Origin of the sequence: Desulfovibrio sp. (genome assembly GCF_019424165.1) — a bacterium.
GTDB lineage: Bacteria > Desulfobacterota > Desulfovibrionia > Desulfovibrionales > Desulfovibrionaceae > Desulfovibrio.
In genome coordinates, this window is sequence record NZ_JAHZAA010000028.1 from 1 (window position 1) to 17,166 (window position 17,166).

The 17,166-nt window shown below is 61.0% G+C and carries 14 protein-coding genes and 2 pseudogenes; 7 read left to right on the plus strand and 9 right to left on the minus strand.

Features of this window, described 5'->3' with window-relative positions; translation table 11 throughout:
* Window positions 1-308 (plus strand): annotated as a pseudogene (locus tag QZ377_RS09460) (hypothetical protein); the annotation flags it as partial.
* Between the two features lie 152 nt (window positions 309-460).
* On the opposite strand, the gene QZ377_RS09465 reads toward QZ377_RS09460, so the two are convergent.
* From QZ377_RS09465 to mgtE, 9 genes are all read right to left on the minus strand, one after another.
* Entirely contained in the window at window positions 461-1,804 is a 1,344-nt protein-coding gene (locus tag QZ377_RS09465; RefSeq protein ID WP_291440912.1) for a response regulator, read from the minus strand.
* Between the two features lie 39 nt (window positions 1,805-1,843).
* Entirely contained in the window at window positions 1,844-2,317 is a 474-nt protein-coding gene (locus tag QZ377_RS09470; RefSeq protein WP_291440913.1) for a response regulator, read from the minus strand.
* Between the two features lie 39 nt (window positions 2,318-2,356).
* Entirely contained in the window at window positions 2,357-3,037 is a 681-nt protein-coding gene (locus QZ377_RS09475) for a sensor histidine kinase (RefSeq protein WP_291440914.1), read from the minus strand.
* Window positions 3,034-3,432 carry a response regulator gene (locus QZ377_RS09480; protein WP_291440915.1) on the minus strand — a complete coding sequence of 133 codons (399 nt, stop codon included), beginning with the start codon at window positions 3,430-3,432 and terminating at the stop codon, window positions 3,034-3,036. The genes QZ377_RS09475 and QZ377_RS09480 overlap by 4 nt, the downstream gene beginning before the upstream one ends.
* Window positions 3,433-3,434: 2 nt before the next feature.
* A complete protein-coding gene (locus QZ377_RS09485) occupies window positions 3,435-5,198 on the minus strand; it encodes a sensor histidine kinase (RefSeq protein WP_291440916.1) in 1,764 nt (587 codons plus the stop codon).
* A 212-nt stretch (window positions 5,199-5,410) separates the two neighbouring features.
* On the minus strand, window positions 5,411-5,842 hold the full coding sequence (locus QZ377_RS09490; RefSeq protein WP_291440917.1) for a DUF1634 domain-containing protein: 432 nt from the start codon (window positions 5,840-5,842) through the stop codon (window positions 5,411-5,413).
* Window positions 5,843-5,878: 36 nt separating this feature from the next.
* A complete protein-coding gene (locus QZ377_RS09495; RefSeq protein WP_291440918.1) occupies window positions 5,879-7,006 on the minus strand; it encodes a sulfite exporter TauE/SafE family protein in 1,128 nt (375 codons plus the stop codon).
* A gap of 463 nt (window positions 7,007-7,469) precedes the next feature.
* The gene (locus QZ377_RS09500; RefSeq protein WP_291440919.1) at window positions 7,470-8,141 is read right to left on the minus strand and encodes a response regulator transcription factor; all 672 of its coding nucleotides are present in this window, start codon (window positions 8,139-8,141) and stop codon (window positions 7,470-7,472) included.
* Between the two features lie 89 nt (window positions 8,142-8,230).
* Window positions 8,231-9,847: a magnesium transporter gene (gene mgtE / locus QZ377_RS09505; protein WP_291440920.1), complete on the minus strand. Its 1,617-nt coding sequence runs from the start codon at window positions 9,845-9,847 to the stop codon at window positions 8,231-8,233.
* A gap of 254 nt (window positions 9,848-10,101) precedes the next feature.
* Between mgtE and nadC the strand changes: the two genes are divergently transcribed.
* The 6 genes and pseudogenes from nadC to QZ377_RS09535 all read left to right on the plus strand — a co-directional run bounded on the left by nadC (window position 10,102) and on the right by QZ377_RS09535 (window position 17,149).
* A complete protein-coding gene (nadC, locus tag QZ377_RS09510; RefSeq protein ID WP_291440921.1) occupies window positions 10,102-10,974 on the plus strand; it encodes a carboxylating nicotinate-nucleotide diphosphorylase in 873 nt (290 codons plus the stop codon).
* Between the two features lie 34 nt (window positions 10,975-11,008).
* Window positions 11,009-12,061, plus strand: a pseudogene (gene nadA, locus QZ377_RS09515) (quinolinate synthase NadA); the annotation flags it as partial.
* Between the two features lie 10 nt (window positions 12,062-12,071).
* Window positions 12,072-13,697, plus strand: coding sequence for an L-aspartate oxidase (nadB, locus tag QZ377_RS09520; RefSeq protein ID WP_291440922.1), 1,626 nt, complete (start codon window positions 12,072-12,074; stop codon window positions 13,695-13,697).
* 91 nt (window positions 13,698-13,788) lie between these two features.
* Window positions 13,789-14,484 carry a hypothetical protein gene (locus QZ377_RS09525; RefSeq protein ID WP_291440923.1) on the plus strand — a complete coding sequence of 232 codons (696 nt, stop codon included), beginning with the start codon at window positions 13,789-13,791 and terminating at the stop codon, window positions 14,482-14,484.
* On the plus strand, window positions 14,414-15,295 hold the full coding sequence (locus tag QZ377_RS09530) for a hypothetical protein (RefSeq protein ID WP_291440924.1): 882 nt from the start codon (window positions 14,414-14,416) through the stop codon (window positions 15,293-15,295). Before QZ377_RS09525 ends, QZ377_RS09530 begins: the two co-directional genes overlap by 71 nt.
* Window positions 15,296-15,964: 669 nt before the next feature.
* The gene (locus tag QZ377_RS09535; protein WP_291440925.1) at window positions 15,965-17,149 is read left to right on the plus strand and encodes an alanine--glyoxylate aminotransferase family protein; all 1,185 of its coding nucleotides are present in this window, start codon (window positions 15,965-15,967) and stop codon (window positions 17,147-17,149) included.
* Window positions 17,150-17,166 lie beyond the last annotated feature (17 nt).

Here is a 17,166-nt window from a genome sequence, read left to right on the forward strand (position 1 = left end):
AGGCATGCATGGACAGCGCCGCGGGCGTGCCCACCGAAATGCAGCACTGCATCAACCCGGAACTGGAACGGCTTGAAATAACGCGCGCCGTGCGGCAGATCGCCCTGCCCCCTGTGCTCGGTGCAGAGAGAAGCAAAACACTGCGCGAAACCCTCACGGCGTGGGACGCCATGCGCAAGAGCGGGTCTGCAACCATGTACGACCCTGACGGCGGCACATTGTCGCCGCTGATGGCTTCCTTATGGTATCTGGAGCAGACCGCGCGCATGGCGCAATGGCTGAACGGGCTGGGGGAAAACCCCGAATAGGCGGAAAATTTCTTTGGGAACGGTGGGCGCCTGAAGTACGCCCAGCGTCTTCACCGGGGCCGTTTGCTGCACCGGTGCTTCGGCATTGCGGCTTTGCGCGGCCGACAGTTGTGGTTTGCAGACAGCATTTGCAGCGCCATCCGGCGGCGGCCTCAAAGGCCGCCGCCCGGAGAGCGGTCACCCGCAGCCTGACCGGAGGCCGCGGGCGCTTGTGCCAGGGGAAGGCTCAGGCAGAACACTGCCCCGCCTTGCTGGCCGTTGGCGGCGGAGAGTTCGCCACCACGCGCGTGCGCCAGCGAGCGGGCAACGGCAAGACCGAGACCCGCATAGCGGCCCATGTGGGATTGTACGGCAGTTCCGGGGCGCATGGCACTGCCGCTGGTATGGCTGTCATGGTATTGGTCATGACAGCCGCATCCGCCTTGAAGGGCACGCGAACTGAAAAATGGCTCAAAAATATGGGGCAGGATGTCCGGTTCAATACCGGGGCCGTTGTCGGCCACAAGCAGATCGTACCAGTCCCTTCCCTGCCCGTCACGCCTCAGCCTGGCCGAGACCCGCACCAATCCCCCCTGCGGCATGGCATCCAGAGCATTTTCAAACAGATGCAGGAATATCTGCCGCAATTCCGGGGCCGAACCCCACGGGCGCGGCGCAGCGCTGTCCGCTTCTTCCGCCGCCGCATCCACCGCAGCTTCACCCGATGCGCCTTGCGCAGCAGCTTCCCGTACAGCGGCCTGACCGACAGGGGGCACATGCACGCCGGAAATATCCACCATGCAGCGCAGGCCTGCCGCTTCGATTCTGTGGCGCAGCAGATCAAGACTTTCGTCAATCACAGCAGCCACATCCAGCGGCCCGGTGCGCGCGTCCAGCCCATGCCCCACCATGAGCAGCTTACGCGTTATTTCCCGCACTCGCAGGCTCTGAACGCGAATGGTATTAACGGCTTCGCGCATTTCGTCCACATCAGCCAGGGCCTGGGCTTCCGGCTCATCCAGGCAGTCGCGTACAAGCCCGGCGGCCTGCATCATGATGTTAAGGGGATTGTTCACCTCATGGGCCACCCCTTCGGCAACCCGGCCCAGACTGCGCCAGCGCGCTGCTTCGGCAAGGCGGGCCGCCTCTTGCCGGGCTGCGGCCCGCTCCCGCGCCTTACGGCACTCTTCAAGCACCTGTTCAATATCCACGGGTTTGGAAAGCCAGTTCAGCGCTCCCCGCCGCATGGCCTGCACAGCTTTGCCCATATCTGCGGAACCCGAAAGCATTACCACATCTGTCTGTGCATGCCGCTCGCGCAAAAGCTTGAGCAAGGCAACGCCGTCCATGCCGGGCAGGCCCACGTCAAGGAACACCAGTTCCGCGGGCCATGCCTGCAGGATGGACAAAGCCTCGCGCGCGTCGTGGGCGGTGCGCGCATCCATGCCACGCAGGCTCAGGCGCTGGGCCAAAGGCCCGGCAAAGGCTGATTCGTCATCCACAACAAGCACGCGCATGGCGTTCCCCTTTTTACAGCACAGCCCGCTGGGCGCTGTTTATTTTTCGTGTTCCTGCAGGATATCCTTTTCTTTCATCACATCACGCGCGGATTCAAAGTCACCGCCTTCGGCCAGCGATACCGCCACCATGGCGTTTTCCAGCTTGTCGCGGTAGGCCATGCGGATACTGCCGAGCAGCTCATCAATATCCATAGGCTTGCGCAGAAAATTATACGCGCCCATGCGGTAGGCGGTCTGTTCCTCGGCATCCCCCCCGTGGCCGGTCAGAATGATCACCTGCACCTGAGGGTTGCTCTTCTTTACGTTGCGCAGCACTTCAAAGCCGTCCATGCCCGGCATGCGCAGGTCAAGCACGATAACATCCGTGGGCTGCTCCACAGCTTTGAGCGCCTCGGGGCCATCATAGGCCACGCGGGCGGCAAAACCACGCATGGCCAGACGTTCGGCCAGTGTATCCACAAACTGCCTTTCATCGTCCACCAGCAGAATCTTGATGTCTTCCTTGGTCATGAAAAACTCCTTGAAGGTCCGGGCTATGCCCGGAGCCGGTTATACCGCATCTGAATCGCAGGCGGAAAGTGAAAGGAAAAAACGCGGTTCCGCTTCGCGCCAGGGCATAAGCGCCGCCCGCCAACCGGGGCACATGCCGCTGAGCATGGGGCTGCCCGTCATGGCTGCCAGGGCCAGCTCCCTGTTGCCTCCATCCAGCACTTCCACCACAATACCTTCTTCCTTCTGACGCCGCCCGGCAGTAAAACGCAGATGTATCTGCCCCCCCACCGAAGCGCAGAGGTCGAAAATTTCAAGCAGGGCGCGCAGCACATCCATAGGCGGCACGGACGCCCAGACTGGCTCGGCACTCTCACCGCTTGCCAGGCCTATCTGGGCCGCACGGGCCTGACGCGCCGCCAGCAGGCAAAAGCTGCGGCACACTCTGACGAGATCGCATGGGCCTGCGTGTTCACCGCTTTCAGCACCGCCCGACTGGGCCAGGTAATCCATGGCTTCGGCCAGCGCCGCCCCCTGCCCTACAGAGCGCTGCACCTCTGCCAGGGCAGCTTCCAGCCGCTGCGGTCCCGTTACAGGGCCACCACTGCCGCCACCAGAGGAAGACGCAAGGGCAGCCAGATCCTGCGCGAGCCCGGCGGATTCACGAATGACGGCCAGAACATTGCGCATATCGTGCACTGCCGAGGCCAGCAGGCGGGCCGTACACTGACTGACATTCATGACAGGTCTCCCCCGCCGGAGACTGCCTCGCGCCCTTCACGGCATGCGGACTCCAGCGTTTCAAGAAAAGTGTTGAAACTTAATGGCTTTGTCAGGCAGGCATAGGCCTGGCTTACGGGTGAAAGGCCCGTGTCGTCCACGGCCGCATGCCCGGTAAGCAGCAGCACGGGCAGATCGGGCTGCACGTTCTTGAGACGGTGCAGCACTTCATCGCCCGGCAGGCCGGGCATGAGAAGATCAAGCACCACCACATCGGGTATATCTTCTACAACGGCCCGCAGGGCCGCCAGGCCGTCATAGACCACACGCACGCTGTGCCCGCGCAGCTCAAGTCTTTCGGCCAGAGTTTCCACAAAGTCCTTTTCGTCATCAGCCAGCAGTATGCGCAAAGCCATTACTATACCTCCACAGAGCCGTCAGGCGGAGCCAGAGGCAGGGTTACGCGCACTGTACTGCCGCGCCCCTCTTCACTGTCCACACGGATATCGCCACCGAGCCGACGCACGATACCGTAGGTGATGAACATGCCAAGCCCTGTACCCTTATCTTTCTTGGTGGAATAAAACGGTTCGAAAATGTGCCGCAACACTTCTCGAGGCATGCCCCTGCCGTTATCTCGCACGGTCACCTCCAGTGCGCACTGTCCCGATGGAACGCAGCGCACTTTTACAAAGCGCCCCTGCCCGTCGGCAACTGCGCCTGCCTGCCCGCTGCCGGTCACGGCATCCAGGGCATTGCCCACGATGTTCAGAAATACCTGCTGCAACTGGCCCCTGTCCGAAACAATTTCAGGCAGCCCTTCGGCCAGGTCCATCTCCAGCGTTACGCCCCGGTTTTTGGCTTCGCGCTCAAGAAAAGACAACGTTTCGGTGATGACTTCTTCAATATGCAGGCTCTGGCGGTTGGCCTCCATCCGGCGGGCAAAGCCCAGCAGGCGGTGGGTAATGCTGCGCGCCCGTTCCACTGTACTTTCTATGCCTTCAAGCAGGCCGTTCAGCCGCTCTCTGTCCTTGCTTTCGCCGCAAACCTTGCCCATGCCCAGCAGGTCGCGGGCAAGGCCCGCCTTTTCGTAAATGACGGCAAGAGGATTATTGACCTCGTGGGCCACGCCCGCCGCCAGCCGCCCGATGGATGAAAGCTTCTGGTTGTGCTCCATCTGGGCAAAAACGGCTACCCGGCGCTCATCGCTGGCCTGCAGCCTGTTGACAAGCTGCTTCATAAGCAGATGCGATACCAGCACAATAAGCGCTATGCCGCCGCACAGCACAAGCAGCAGTTCGGTGCGCAGCGCCGTCCAGGGACGGAAGGCCTCGGCCTCGGGCTTGACTGCCAGCAAAATAAAGTCCGTACCGGCCAGAGCGCAGGAAGCCACCATAAGCTTGCGCCCCGATGGCTCGGTAACGTTGCGGACGAGAGTTTCCGCCGTGGCCGGCGGCAACGGCAACGGGCAGGAGTCCAGCGCCTTGCCGTACAGACGGGAATCTGTTTGCAGCACCCCTTCCCTGTCCACAAGAAAAACATCTGTTTCCTGCTCCGGCCCTACGGAGGACAGCACCTGCTGTAGTCGCAGCGTGTCCACGGCCACGCGCAGGGTCCACGAAAGCCCGCTTTCCTCCATCCTGTGAACGGCTATGACCATATGCGGATAGCCGCGATAACCGAGAAACACGTTGCTCATGTACCGGCTTTTGATTTCCGTCTCACGCAGCCAGGGCTTGCCCGCATAGTCCGCGCCCCTGAGCTTGTACGGCCCCACATAGGAAATCTGCATGCCTTCGGCGTTCACCAGTCCCATATCCACAAAGCCCTGAAACTCGCTGCGCAGCGACAAAAAAACGCGATTCAGGGTGCGCTCGTCCGCCAGGTCCTTGTAGGAGTAGGCATGGGCGATAAAGCTTACCGTGGATTCCCTTTCACCGAGGTAAAGCTCCAGCGCCGCCTGCGACTTGCGGGCCAGCGCGTAAACGGGGCTTTCCATTTCACGCTCAAGAGTCCGTGTGTACTGCATATGGCTTATGCCGGACAACAAAAGCAGGGGCGTGACCGATACGGCCACCATAAGTATGGTCATAAGCCTACGCAGAGAGCGGTACCGGGCCGGAGACACAGCCTCGGGCACTTCCAGCAGATGGGCAAAAGCGTTTTTTATGGCGGCGAACATGCTTCCTCCGGGCTGCGCGCTGGCGCAAACTTCAAGCGTGCTTTTTCACGGTGCAGCCCTGCATATGCGGGTCAGGCGCCGGGATGCGCCGTCATGAGGGCCTGAACGCTGCTCCGGCAAGTGGCACACACCTGCCTTGAACCCTGCGCTTCTCCGCCACATGGCTGAAAAGCGGGCAGGCCGGAGGGCGGGAGGCGCTCAAGACGCACATTTTAGTGCGCCCCGGTCACCAGCACGCCGGAAGCCGCGAGGCTCAGCACCAGCACTTCAGCAATGGCGATACACATCATGAGCCACTGCCTGTGCCGGGCCAGGGTCCAGGCAAGCTGCACAAAGCAAAAGATCGTCAGGGCCGCAAGAAAGGCTATGCCCAAAAAATTGCATATATCGCCCTTACTTACCAGGGCAAGCCAGCCCCACCCCTGGGGAATGCTTCCTGCGGCGCGGTAGTCCGCGGCGCTGTGCACCCACAGACGCGGCAGTTCATCCAGGGGAATCTGCGGTTCCAGCACGCCGAACACATAGAGCGCATAGGTCACAAGCATCATTACAAAGCCGATGAGTGAACCGTAAAACAGCGTATCGGCGTAGCGCACCTGCGCCGGAGAAGCCTTGATAGCGTTCTTAACATCCACAGTATTCATACTATCCTCCCAAAAAGTCCAGTCCGGTCAGAAAATTTACCAGCCAAGCCCCTTCATGAGGGCTTTGGCGCCGGAAAAAAGGAGCACAAAAATCACCATGTAACGGATGAATTTGGGCTTGGCGACGGCCAGCAGGCGCACGCCCACCACAGAGCCGAGCATAAGCCCTACAATGGACGGAATGGCCATGAGGGGGATGACGCAGCCCTGATTGAGATAAACCCAGGCTGCGGAAGTATCTGTGATGGAAAGAAGAAACTTGGACGTCCCCACACTCACTTTAAGGGGGGCGCCCATAAGCAGGTTGAGCACCGGCACGTTGGCCCATCCTGCCCCAAGACCGAACATGCCCGCCATAACCCCTATAACAATGAAAAGCAGCAGCCCGGCAACAGTGCGGTGGGTTTTCCACTCCACCACTTCGCCGGTGCTTGGCTCAAGAAATACGCCGTTCATGCCGAGGGCCAGGCCCACGGCATCCTGCTTTGTCACCACAGGGCGCACGGAGTTTTTAGAAAGCAGCAAAAGTACGGCAATGGCCAGAATGGTCGCGCCAAGGCAGGTCTGGATGATGTGCGTGGGCAGGGCCAGGCCCAGCATGGCTCCCACAATGGCACAGGCCGAAGCAATAAGCGCTACAGGCAGGGCCAGCCGCAGGTTGGCAAAGTTACGGCGCAGCAAGCCCGGCCCGGCTGCCAGCGCGCCCGCCAGAGCCACCAGCAGGCCCGCGCCGCGTACAAAGTCCAGATGAAAAGGAAAAAAACCGCTGACCAGCGGCACAAAAAGTACGCCGCCGCCCACACCGGCCATGACGGCAATGATGCCGAGGATAAAGCAGAAGCCCAGCAGGGCAAGGGGCCAGAACCACCAGGGATGATTGTCCACCAGGTCGGCATCCGCCCGGGCTTCAGCCTGCCGCTGGGTCTGGACGAGCAACGGATCACCGGCATCGCCGGGCGCTTGCTGTACTGTCTGCCCAGGTTCCTGCACCGATGGTTGCGCAACGTCTTGCGTGACCGGCTGCCCCGGTACTGAGGCCGACGGCACAGCAACTGCCGCAGCCTGGCCCGGCCCTGGGACACCAGTGGTATTCTGGGCCAGTGCCGTCAGCGGTGCGGCGAAACACAGCAGAAGCATGGCAGGCAACAACAGGAGCCTTGCCATATGGCTTCCTGCAACCCTTGCGGAATCTTCACGAAAAACACAGGCCATCGTCTCCCCCTTGCGCCTTTGACCGGCGCATTTGTTTTTTCGGTAAGGGCAAGACTAAAATTCATGATCAGCGCACACCATCGGGAGAATCCTGATTTGTGAAAAAATACCTAAGGGTTTTCCCCAGACGGGATATGAAGTGCCTGTTCCGGCCGGTGCATGGGCCGCAGTGTCGGATCCACCGCGGGCAAAATGCAGCAAAATGCGACCATATACGCTCCTGCGCTGACATGCGCACCACTGCGGCACGAAGACTGCTTTTCTTTTAAGACATCTTATCAGACTGAAAAATCAATATATCATGTCACATAAAATCGAAAAGGCGCAAAAAAACGCGGCTACGCCGCGCCCTGCGAAAGGTGAAAAATCAACACTGGTGTGAGAAGCGGAAATTCAGGCTTTGATCAGGCTTTGATCAGACTTTGACCAGCCCGTGACGGATGGCGATTTTAACCAGATCGCCCACAGACCCGGCCTGTAACTTGGTGAGCAGATTATACTTATGGGTTTCGACGGTTTTGGGGCTGATATGCAGGTCGCCGGCAATAGCCTTGACGCTATGCCCGTCGGCCAGAAGACGAAAGATTTCTTTTTCCCGGGGCGACAGCGCGGAAAGATCACCACAGCCCTCGCCACCGGATTCATCCACCGCCTGACGGCGTTCGCGCAAAAGGGCCGCCAACCGCCCGCCAGGATCGGAAAAACTCAAAAAAATCTCGCCCCGGCGCACACTTTCAATGGCGCGCAGCAGCACGCCCGGCGGCTCGGATTTGCGTACATGCCCCATGATGCCAAGATCAATAAGCTCGGGCAGCCAGCGCTGATCCTCATGCCCGGTATAGACGAGAATGCGTGTGGCCGGGCGCACTTCAAGCACAGCGCGCGCTGTCTCCACCCCATTCATTTCGGGCATGCCGAGGTCCAGCACCATCAGGTGCGGCGTCAGCGAGGCGGCCAGGGCCACAGCCTCACCACCGGTAAGGGCCATGCCCACTACCCGTAAATGCGCATAGGGGGCCAGCAGGCTTCGTACGCCTTCCATAAGCAGCTTGTGGTCGTCAACAAGCAGGATGCGGCAGATTTCCATACGCCTGTCCAATCATCCTTTGTTCAAAGCGGTGACCGCGGGCGACCCTGCGGGCGGCCGTTCCCCATTGGTGCGGACAGGCTGCGCGGCTATAGCAAAAAAAGCGAAGCCAGCCCGAGAAAGATGAAAAAGCCCGCACCATCCGTAATGGTAGTAAGAAATATGCTGGAAGCATGCGCGGGGTCACGCCCCAATGCACGAAAGATAAGTGGTATGGAGCCGCCGGAAATGGCCCCGAGCAGCATGTCGCACATAAGCGCCCCGCCCATGACAGCACCGATGGCCGCAACCCCCGTAAACCACCACACGCCGAAAAAGGCCGTGACAGCCATGACGATGCCGGTCACAAGGCCGATCTTGCCTTCGCGCACCACGGCCATCCAGGCTTTTTTCTGGTCGAAGCGGTCTGTGGCCAACTGGCGGATCATAACAGCAAGGGCCTGCTGGCCCGTATTGCCCGCCTGGTTGGCTACCATGGGCATAAGCACGGCAAGCACGGCCATTTCGGCAATGCTGCCTTCAAACATGTACACCACCGAAGCAGAAAGCGCCGAGTTGAACATGTTGACAAAAAGCCAGGGCAGCCGCTTGCGCACGCTCTCTTTCCAGGGCGTGTCCACGCTTTCTTCCGGGTCGGCACCCACCATGCCGAGCATGTCGGCGCTGGCCTCTTCATGCATGATGTCCATGATGTCGTCATAGGTAATGACGCCCATGATGTGGCCCTCATTGTCCACAACAGGCATGGCCATGAAATTGTAGTGCGAAAGCAGGCTGGCCACTTCACGCCTGTCTGTATCATAGGTGACGCTGATGACGCTCTGCCCGGCCGCGGCATCGCCCACAATGGTTCCGGGGCGGGCCAGCATGAGGTCGCGCAGGGAAAGCACGCCGACGAGCACGTCATGCGAGTCGACCACATAGCCGTAATAAGGGCTTTCTTTCTCGGCCATTTCGGTGCGGATATGGGCGATGGCCTCATCCACGGTCTGGTTGCACTCCAGCAGGATGAGCTCGGTGTTCATGGCCCCGCCCGCGGAGTCCGGATCGAAATTGAGCAGGCTGCGCAATTCTTCGGAATCTTCGCGGGTCAGCTTTTCCAGCAGGGCGTCGCGGTGGTCCTCTTCCAGCTCGTCCAGCACGTCGGCGGCGTCGTCCGGGGACATTTCGGCGATAATCTGGGCGGCCACGTCCGTATCCAGATTTTCCAGCAGGTCCACGGCCACATTGCCGTCCAGCTCTGCCAGCGCTTCGGCCGCGTCCTCTTTGGACATGCGGGCAAGCGTGCTCACCTGCTTTTCAAGACTCAGATTTTCCAGATGATCGGCCATGTCGGCCGGGTGGATGAAGTCCTGCTCCAGAAATTCCGGCTCATATTCTTCATCAATGGCTGCCGCTTCCCCGCCCGACGCTTTGGGCAAAGCGCCGCCGTCACGGCCGCAAGCAGCCGATGCAGAAGAAGAAAGCACGTCTTCCGGAGCGCCTGCATCCGCATAATCTTCAGAAGCTGCCCCGCCAGAAGCGGTCGGGCAATCGCCGGAAGCATGCGCAACAGGGGCTTCAGCGGAGCCCGCGTCCTGCAAAGCAGGGCCAGCCTTTACGCCGTGTTCCGGCGCTTGTGTCAACGGAACGGCGGTGCAGGCGTCCTCCCGCTCCGTGACCTCAACAGGCCGCATATTTTGTTCTTTATTACGATAATCTGCCATAGCGCGCCTTTCGCTCAAAAATACTTCCCGAAGGAGCGGCAATGCCGTGAAAAGCGCCTGCCAAGCGGCAAGGCGCGTATGTGAAAATGCTCTCGAGGTTCACGCAGCTTGACGCGACGCACTGGGCATTCTATCTACTTCAATCACCCGCCCAACGGCGCAGGACGCCGTGTGGGGTCAACATGCCGCGCGTGGCATTCTGACCGGGGCGGCACCCCTTCACTTAGCATGCGAAAGGAATGGGAACAAGCGCAATGTATACGCCCTGGGCCGCTTTTTTTTCTCCCGAAGGACGGCGGCTTCTACAAAAATCCATAGATCTCGCCCTGGAAGAAGACGGTCCGGAACTGACCGCCATGGGCCTTTTCTCTCCTGATGCGTACCTGAATGCGGCCATACGCGCCAAAGAAGATACCCTGGTGGTGGGCCTGCCCGTGATCGGCCCGGTATTCCGCAGCCTGGGCGCGCCCTTCAGATGGCAGGCCCTTGTGCGCGAGACCGCACGCGTACCGGCCATGACGGAGGTAGCCCGCATTACCGCCCCGGCAGTGGCCATGCTCAAGGCCGAGCGTGTTATCCTGAACTTCATAACCCACCTTTCGGGCATCGCCAACCTCACGGCCCGGTATGTGCGGGAACTTGAGGGGACCGGCGTGCGCCTGCTCGACACGCGCAAGACCACTCCCGGTCTGCGCTGGCCGGAAAAATACGCCGTACAGGCAGGCGGCGCGTCCAACCACCGCAAAAACCTTGCTGAAATGCTCATGCTCAAGGATAATCACATTGATGCCGCCGGTTCCATTGCCTCGGCCGTGGTTGCCTTGCGCAGCCGCTACAGCCCCTGCCCCCCCATTGAGGTGGAGTGCCGCACCATCGCGCATGTGCGCGAGGCCATTGCCGCGCGCGCCGACCGCATTATGATGGACAATATGGGCGGAGCGCTTTTGAGCGAGGCTCTGGCTCTGGTTCCCCCGGATATTGAAACCGAAGTCAGCGGCGGTGTGCGGCTGGCAAACCTGCGCGAACTGGCCCTTACGGCCCCCCGCAGGCCGGACTTCATCTCCGTGGGGCGGCTAACCCATTCCGCCGTGGCGGCGGACTTCAGCATGACCCTGCTGCCGGCCTGATGCCGCGCGGGGCTGCCACTTTCAGCACAGGGACAAGACAATGCAAGACATCAGTGCCGGTATTCAGGCTATCAAACGCCAGCTTGGCGACAGGCTCTGCATCATGGGCCACCACTACCAGAACGATGCCGTGGTGCAGCACTGCGATATCACGGGTGACTCGCTGGAACTGGCCCGCCGCGTGCCTCAGGTAAACGCGGACCATATTGTTTTTTGCGGCGTCTACTTTATGGGCGAATCCGCCGCGCTGCTGGCCAAGCCGGGTCAGGCGGTCTACCTGCCGAGCATGGACGCGGACTGCCTCATGTCGCGGATGACCCCCGCCCCGCTGGCCCGCAAGGTACTGGAACAGCTTTACGCCCTTGGCCGCAAGGTCATTCCCCTGGCTTACGTCAACACTGACCTGGCCCTCAAGGCCGTGGTGGGTGAATACGGCGGGGCCGTGTGTACATCGGCCAATGCGGGCATCATGCTGCAATGGGCCATGAAGCAGGGCGACGGCGTGCTGTTTTTGCCCGACATGCACCTGGGCAACAATACGGCAACGGCCCTGGGCATCGCCCCGCACGAAAGGCACGTGCTGCGCATAGGCTCCAGGGGGCTGGTGGAGCCGGAAGGCCAGGCTCTGGACAGAAAACTGCTGCTCTGGCCGGGCTGCTGCGCCATCCACGCCCGTTTTGACCCTGACGATGTGCGCGAAATGCGCGCCGCACACCCGGGTTGTCGCGTCATTGCCCACCCCGAATGCCGCGAGGATGTCATCGCGGTCTGCGACGGCGCCGGTTCCACATCCTATCTGATCAAAGACGCGGCCCGCGTGGCCGCTGAAGCCCCGGGGTCCACGCTCATCGTGGGAACCGAGAACAATCTTGTCCACCGCCTTGCTGCCCGCCATGCGGGCCAATGCCGCATCATCCCCCTGGGACACGCCATTTGCGGCAACATGGCCAAAGTGACGGAAAAGAAGCTCTGGACCATTCTTGAGGCAATTATCGCTCAAAAAGCCACCCCTCTGGCGATCGAGGAGGAACTTTGCCCCCCCGCCCGTCTCTCGCTAACCCGCATGCTTGAAGTATGCGGCCAATGAGGTTTGTGCCGTGAATGTCAGTCGCCGTCATGTGCCCGTATTAATTATTGGTTCGGGCATTGCCGGATGCACCGCCGCCCTTACGCTGGCCGATGCCGGTCATGAAGTGCTTCTTATCAACGCCGGGAGCCAGTTGCTCGACGGCAACTCCGAACTGGCCCAGGGGGGCATCATCTATCGTGCCGACCCCGCCAAAAACGACGGACCGGGAACCACCGGGACCCAGAACAGCGATGACGCCGTTGCTCTGGAAAAGGACATCCTTGTAGCAGGACACAATTACAACTACCACAAAGCCGTACGCTTTCTCTGCCGCCAGGGACCTTCGTGCGTTGACGACATGCTCATCGAACGCGCCAGGGTTCCCTTTGACCGCAATGAAGACGGCAGCTTCAACCTGACCCGCGAGGGCGGGCATTCCACGCCGCGCATCCTGCACTGCCGCGACTACTCGGGCCGGGCCATCATGGAAGGCCTTACAGCCCAGATCATGGTTCACCCGCGCATCACACGGCTGCACCACCGTGCCGCCATTGACCTCCTCACAAGCCGCCACCATGCCAGAACCTCGCAATACCGTTACGAGATCAGCAACCGCTGCCTGGGAGCGTATGTTCTTAACGAAGAAAGCGGCGAACCTGAAACCATCCTGGCGGACTGGACAGTGCTTGCCACGGGCGGCGTGGGGCAGGTATTCCTGCATTCCACCAATGCTCCGGGCTGCGTGGGGACAGGAGTTTCCATGGCGTTTCGCGCCGGTGTGGATCTGGCGAATCTGGAATTCATGCAGTTTCATCCCACGGCCCTTTACGAAGAGCGCAGCAACCGTCGCTCACTCATCACCGAGGCCATGCGCGGCGAAGGCGCACGCCTGCTCAACCACAAGGGGCAGGCCTTCATGCAGGGCTATGATCCGCGCGGCGACCTGGCCCCGCGTGACGTGGTGGCCCAGGCCATGATGGACGAAATGCTGCACAACGGCGCGCCCTGCCTTTTTCTGGACGTGAGCGGCGTGGAACAGGACCTGCCCACGCGCTTTCCCACGGTCTTCCAGAAATGCCTTGAAGCCGGCATAGACATCCGCCGCGAGCCTATCCCCGTTGTTCCCGCCGCCCACTATTTCTGCGGCGGTGTGCTCACCGACGAGCGCGGGCGCACATCCATGCGCGGTCTTTACGCTATTGGCGAATGCGCCTGCACCGGGTTGCACGGGGCCAACCGCCTGGCCAGCACATCCCTGCTTGAGGCTCTTGTGTGGGGCGTCAGTTGCGGCAAAGACCTGAACCGTCGCCTCAAGGCCGAAAGCGGCCTGCCCAAGGGCCTGGCCGCCGCCATTCCCGACTGGCTGCATGAAGGGGACGAACGGCGCGATGACCCGGCCCTGGTGGCTCAGGACTGGACCAACATACGCAATACCATGTGGAACTATGTGGGCATTTCGCGCACAGAGGCCCGCCTGCGCAGGGCATTTGAAGACATGCGCGATCTGGTGCGGCATATCCACGATTTTTATAAGTATACACGCATTTCACGACGCCTGGTGGACCTTTTTCACGGTTCCCAGACAGCCTACGTCATCATCCAGGCGGCCATGCGCAACCGCGCCAGCCTGGGTTGCCACCACAGGGTGGATTGACGCGGCGGTCCGCCCAGGCAAGCCCGCTGACGAAAAAACGCGGGCATCCGGCGCATGCGCCATGTCAAACACATAAAGGAAATACCTGCTTATGAAAAAGCTGCTCACCATTCTGATCGTCCTGGCCGTGCTGGTCGCGGGCGGTCTGGCCGCGCTGGGCTTTGGACTGCGTTCTGTCATTCAGGAGCAGACGCTCAGTGCCCTCGGCAACATGACCATGAGCCCCCAGGGCAAGGCCTATACGGCCACGGCGGAACAGGTGAACTTTTCGCCCCTGTCGCGCGAGATGTCCATCCGGGGGCTGAGCCTCCAGGGCGAGCGGCCCCAGGGACCGGAAACATGGCAGGTTGCCGAAATTTCCTTCCGTCTTCCCGTGCGCATGCTTCTGGTTTTCACGCCGCTGCGCAACATGGTTCTTGATGGCGACGGCATGGTGGACGTGGCCGAAAACGTGGTGCTGCGCAACCTTGCCATGACCGCTCCCGACAACAGGGTGGCTGTGCAGCGCGAAGAGATCGACGTCATCCGGGCCAAGCCGTTTCTGGTACGGCAGACGCTGGAACAGCACGAACCAGTCGACATGGTGGCCGCTACCTACAGCATGGGGGCAGACAATACCCACGCCCATTTTATCACCGTGGACATTCCCGGTCCCAGCGGTTCCACGCGGCTGAGCCTGAAAGAAACGAGCATGCGCGGCTGGCAGGGACGCACCATTGCGCGTAAACGGCACGCCAGGCGTAAGCATCGGGCATATTCGCCAGGAAGGACTCACCCTGCCCGATGAAGACCTGTTGCGTCAGATAGTGGAGGCCAGCGGGCAGTCCGATCCGGACGAAGCCTTGAACCAGCTCATGCCGCTTATGGAGGCCGTGCTCAACGCGGAACCTCCCCTGCTGCGCAAGGCCTATGCTGCCGACATGACCTTTGCTGTGGAAACAAGCTCGGTGCAGGTCAAGGAGGCGACTTTCGAGTGGCTCTCCAACGCGCCTGCCCATACCAAAAGCAGTGTCAAAGGGCTTACGGCTCCCTCAAGCCTGCTCCACGCCCTGCTGGACCTGACGCTGCCCCCGCTGCATATGGACATGGCCTTTGAATCCCGCTCCACCGGGGCCGCAAGCCATAAAACGGCCTCGATCAGCGCCGCCGGCATGGGGGCTCTTGACTGCGAAGTAAAGCTTAATGAAAAACCCGGTACAAACGCTGTGGAAGACCTGCTTACGCAGAGCTTCAGCGATTTCAGCCTGAAGTATAAAGATGAAGGCCTTACTGCCTGGCTCGGACTCAACATCTCCACCAACGTGCCTCAGGCCGTGGGCGCGCTTGAAGCCCTCGCCGCACTGCCGGGCGTCAGGGCCGGACAGCAGAACGATGCCATACGGCGCAGCCTGCAAACTTTTGCAGCCCGGCCGGGCAGCCTCGAAATACAGACCACGCCAGGGCGTACAGCCCTTGTGCTTGATCTTATCGCCCTGCTGGACAATCCCGGCATGCTGCTTACCGTTACTGCCAAACCGGGCGAACACGCCCTGAAGGAACAGATGGAAACCCTGCGCATGACATTTGAAGCCATACAGGCTGTAAGTTCCGGGCAATAGAAATAGAGCAGGTGAGCGCCGAAAGGCTTTGTGGGGGAGTCGCCCCTTTTGCAAAAGGGGCGACTCCCCCACGCTCCCACGCCCCAAAACCTTTACTCCTGTTTCAAGCTGTTACAGAAATTTTCCTGGTCTGAGGCGGGGGGCCAGACGCCGTGCCTTCCGGGCATGACACGATTTTAACGCTTACAGCGCGCTTGCACGGCGGGCATCTGCTCAAGCAGCCAACAGAGCGATGGTAAAATTACCATGCTTTAAAAAACAGCCGAGCAAAAACCCTGCGATTTACTGCGACCATTGGCATACCGGACACGCGGGCAAACCACAGGCAGGCCAAACGCGCGCCCGGCAACCGGGCTTGACGCAAAAGCCCTGCGGGCGCAGACTGTTACCGCCGTCCCCTCACGCCGGTATTTGTGCCGGCAACCAGAGCAGTCAACACCTGGAATGGTCGCTTACGGCGGGCAAAATCCGTCTGCGCCCGTTGTGCGGCAAGGGCTTGTTTCCAGGTTCTTGCAGGCCTTTCAAGTGTAAAATGCCCTGAAGCCGCACCTGCGGCCTGCTCGCATATGGCGCGCAACGTCGGCGCGGCGACGGGAAACGGCGAAAAAACGTGGATGCCCCGGCAGACACAAAAGCATTTACGGAACGAAAAACACAAGGAACAGCCACATGCTTAACAAGTTTCGCCTGCTCACCCCCGGCCCCACGCCCCTGCCCGAGCGCGTGCGCCTTGTTCTGGCCCGGGACATGATCCACCATCGCAAGAGCGAATTCAAAGAGATCATGGGGCAGGTTCAGCAAAGCCTGCAAACGCTTTTCGGCACTTCCGGCACAGTGCTGCCCCTCTCCTGTTCCGGCACGGGGGCCATGACGGCAGCCGTGTACAATCTTTTCGCGCCGGGGCAGAAGGTGCTGGTGATCGACGGCGGCAAATTCAGCCAGCGCTGGAGTGAAATTGCCCTGTCGCGCGGTCTGGAAGTGGAGACCATCCCTGTGCCGTGGGGCCAGGCCGTCAGGCCCGAAGCCGTGGAAGCGGCCCTCAAGGCGGATCCGTCCATTGCCGGTGTGCTTATCCAGCTTTCCGAAACATCCACCGGCGTGCTTCACCCCGTGGAGGCCGTGGCCCGCATCACCCGCGAAAGCCAGGCCCTGCTGGTGGTGGACGGCATCTCGGCAGTGGGCCTTTCTCCCTGCCCCATGGATGCATGGGGCGTGGACTGCCTGCTCACCGGTTCGCAAAAGGGCCTCATGCTGCCCCCTGGCCTGGCGCTGCTGGCGCTGTCCGTGCGGGCCTGGGCCTGCGCCGAAAAACAGACGCCGGGCTGTTTTTACTTCAATCTGGTCAAAGAGCGCGAAAATGTGCTCAAGGGGCAGACCTGCTTTACTTCTCCTGTGGGGCTTATCCTCGGGCTCAAGGAAAGCCTGGACATGCTGCTGGAAAACGGGCTGGAACCCGTGTATGCCAAGCAGTGGTCCCTGACCATGCTCACCCGTGCAGGCCTTTCGGCCATGGGGCTGGAGCTGTTTGCCAAAGAAGATTTTGCGTGGGGCATCACCAGCGTGCTGCTGCCCGACGGCGTTGACGGCACAAAGGTACTGCGCCTGGCCCAGGAAAAACACGGCGTATGCATGGCCGGGGGGCAGGACCACTACAAGGGGCGCATGGCGCGCATCGGCCACATGGGCTGGGTGGACTGGGCGGATGTGGCTGCCGGCCTTTACGCCCTCAACGACAGCCTGCGGGCCGTGGGCGGCTACAGCGGCTCGCGCGACTATCTGGAGCGGGGCATGGCCGCGTATCGGACCGCCCTTGAAGGCAAGCCCGGCGCTCCGCTGTCCCAGGTCTATGGCTAGAGCATCTTTACTTTGTG